Consider the following 3013-nt stretch of genomic DNA (forward strand, 5'->3'; position numbering starts at 1 on the left):
CCAATTGTAGATCTGCTGTACGCTGATACCGAGCTGTTCAGCAACAGCAGAAGCTTTGTGGTCTGGTAAGCCTGCCAGACGAACAGCTTCTTTTCGGAACTCTTCGGTATAAGCAGGGTTTCTATATTGGCTCATGATACACCTCCCAGTTAGACTGTAATCTAACTTAGCGGGGTGTCCACAATTCGTGGGTAACTCCTGCGCCTAACGCCGCCAACACGGGCGAGCGTAGCGAGGTCCAGCCCAAGCTTGCTTGGGCATTGCTGCTTTGCCTTGTTAGCACTCGGTTCTCTCGGTCTCTTTTCTGACGAAGTCTCGAACAACTGACTGAGCAAATACGAACCCCTCGCCATACTCTTTTTTAAAGTGCTCGGTTCTACTCTTGAGATCTGCGATTTCTATAAAATCATCCCACCAGTGCATTCCGTAACGATTTTCTTCTAAAATCCAGTGTGGGAAAATTTTACCTTCAAAGAGATTTCCAAAATCTTCCGGTTCAAGAATACGCCCAGTACACTCGGCTAAGTGATCATTTTCTAACAGTTTTTTTATGAGCTTATAGTAGCTGTAAATTTGTCTACGCCCAGTATTTCCTACATGTGAGCTAATGTGCCAATCTCTTGGTAGGATTCTATATTTCCAATCTTCGAATTTTAAGAGGATAAATGCTTCACCGATTTCAGACCTACTTAATATAAAGTAAATTCCTTCAGGCTTACTTCTTTCTATTTCATCCAAATAGCCATAAGGCATCAGATAAGTTTTTTCGGGTTTGCAATATGGTGTTCCTTTTCCTTCTTTAAGCCATTCAGGATTAACACCAAAGGCTTCACAAAAATTATCAATAAATTTAAAAGAAGGTTCTTTGTTAGCTGTTACGATATTTTCTAAATCACTGACTTTCTCCAATTTCATTATTTGAGCCAGTTTGGAAATAGTGTAATAATCTGTTTCATCCTTATTATTCATCAAGGATATAATTTTCTTAAACCTTTCTGAAATAGAGAAAACTTCTGATTTTACAGCACCCTTTGACATTTCTTTTTCTTCATTCTTAGAAGTTTTATCGTCATGCACACTTAACCCGATCAGAGTAGCAATGAGCGTTACTGTAAGAATTACTGGCTCAAAACCTGGCTCAAATACTATCCAGAGAATAGAACCAGTTAGAGCGACAATATTTAGAATTATTTTCGTATTCATAATCCTTGAAGTTAAGCTGAATGTTACTTGAGAGTGCTAACAGCTATTAGATCTCAAACCGAGTAATATCGAATATTAGGGACAAAAAAAATCAAATTAAGAGATATCCCTCTAATATCGCACTTATTAACTCAAAATGAGATATATTACGAATGCATACGCGAACTACTTTTCTCAAAAAGCTGTATAAAACAGCAGTATTCCGAGTAGCAAATAGTATGAGATTACAACAGCCATTCCGGCTCACTATAAGAACGGGCAATGCTTCCCTTGAAACTGAGCGCTCCTACTGGGGCTGGGTGAGGCATTACATCCGCTTCCACAAAATGCGCCACCCTGACACTATGGAGACGATGAAATTGTGCAGTTTATGAGCTATCTGGTTGTTATGCGACATATGGCTTCTAATACCCAGCAGTATGCTCTCAGCGCCCCCCGATTCGCAGGTCCCACGCACGCTACCGCCCGGAACTTTGTTCAGTTGGCTATAAACTGAACAGGCGAAAGTCTCATAGCAGGTGGCCCGAGGGCCTGTAAAAGTTGTTCGATTGTGCCAAGTTTTGAGCCTGTTGAACAGGGTATTGTCGTTTTTCTCAGGGGCCAGAGAGGTTTGATCATCACTCTGCTATTTTTCAACATGGCTTAAGAACGCTTTGCCGCTTATCATTCCCTGACGCCTCTAACTTGAACAGGAACCCCATGCCCCATCACCACCTCCCATCCAAACCCTCCATGGACTATGCACAGCTGCTGGAAGTACTGAACCAGGCCAGCACATTTGACCTGTTTCGACTGAGTACCCTGATCGACCGGGAGATTGAGTCGCCGGAGCGGATTGCCAGGATTAAAGCGCCCCTGGTCGTGGGACAGCGCATCAGTTATCTGGACACCCGCTCCAATGCTCTTCGGCCCTGTGAAGTGGTTCGCCTGAATCCGAAACGAGCCGTCATCAAAGATCTTGGCAATGACAAGAGGTATACCGTTCCCTATTTTATGCTGAACATCGAAGGGGCCGATGCCCGAGTCAACCATGAAGTTGACAAGGGGCTAAGCCGTCATTCCATCGCCACAGGGGATTGGCTCGGGTTTAAGGATAAACAAGGCATTGAACGGCTTGCACGGGTAATCCGCCTGAACGGTAAGTCGGTAACCATGGTTGAGAAAGACAGCACGCGGCAGTGGCGTGTGGCCTACTCGTTGCTTTATCGGGTGTTGGATGGCGATTCCGAACAGAGTCTGGAGCCGTTGATTGAAGAGCGGTTTACCGGGGAGTCTCAGACATCACTGCTGGACTGAAGGCAGGCAGCCGTTTTAAAAATGAAGCTCGCTAAAATTCAATACGGTGAAGGTGTTAAATATTGAACGTAGACTCTCAATATAAAGAGTCTCGAAAGGAAGACGACAAAATAATGGTAGTCGGTACTGGACTTGAACCAGCGACCCCCACCATGTCAAGGTGGTGCTCTACCAACTGAGCTAACCGACTATAGGAACTGCCACCCGAGCGGGTAACAGACTTCAGAATTGGTAGGCGGTACTGGAGTCGAACCAGCGACCTCTGCCATGTCAAGGCAACGCTCTAACCAGCTGAGCTAACCGCCTGAAGTGCTGCGTATATTATCAATGCCGATAAAAAATGCAACACTCCATTGGGGTTTAATCTAATGCGGCAACTACGTAATGTGTAGTAGTTCAGACCTGATCTGACAGTCACCGATTTTTCAGAGGGTGTCTGTCAGGTCAAATTCAGGCTACAAATTTTTCCTTCCAGATCTCTTTGCCATCTATCAGAGTTTCCATTGGCGTTCTT

The 3013-nt window shown here is 44.5% G+C and carries 4 protein-coding genes and 2 tRNA genes; 2 read left to right on the plus strand and 4 right to left on the minus strand.

Annotated elements, in window-relative coordinates:
* On the minus strand, window positions 1-135 hold a 135-nt coding region (locus ACNRUY_RS26100; RefSeq protein ID WP_488111291.1), incomplete at its 3' end, for a transposase.
* A 141-nt stretch (window positions 136-276) separates the two neighbouring features.
* Window positions 277-1203, minus strand: a complete 927-nt coding sequence (locus tag ACNRUY_RS26105; RefSeq protein ID WP_488114594.1) for a hypothetical protein — start codon at window positions 1201-1203, stop codon at window positions 277-279.
* Window positions 1204-1421: 218 nt separating this feature from the next.
* Between ACNRUY_RS26105 and ACNRUY_RS26110 the strand changes: the two genes are divergently transcribed.
* Both ACNRUY_RS26110 and ACNRUY_RS26115 read left to right on the plus strand, forming a co-directional pair.
* Window positions 1422-1577, plus strand: a complete 156-nt coding sequence (locus tag ACNRUY_RS26110) for a phage integrase N-terminal SAM-like domain-containing protein (RefSeq protein ID WP_488114595.1) — start codon at window positions 1422-1424, stop codon at window positions 1575-1577.
* Between the two features lie 325 nt (window positions 1578-1902).
* A complete protein-coding gene (locus tag ACNRUY_RS26115) occupies window positions 1903-2499 on the plus strand; it encodes a hypothetical protein (protein ID WP_488114596.1) in 597 nt (198 codons plus the stop codon).
* Between the two features lie 114 nt (window positions 2500-2613).
* Here the strand turns inward: ACNRUY_RS26115 and ACNRUY_RS26120 are convergent.
* Window positions 2614-2689, minus strand: a tRNA-Val gene (locus ACNRUY_RS26120).
* Between the two features lie 39 nt (window positions 2690-2728).
* Window positions 2729-2805: transfer RNA gene (locus ACNRUY_RS26125), tRNA-Val, on the minus strand.
* Between the last annotated feature and the right edge of the window lie 208 nt (window positions 2806-3013).

Source organism: Endozoicomonas sp. Z74 (genome assembly GCF_057680865.1).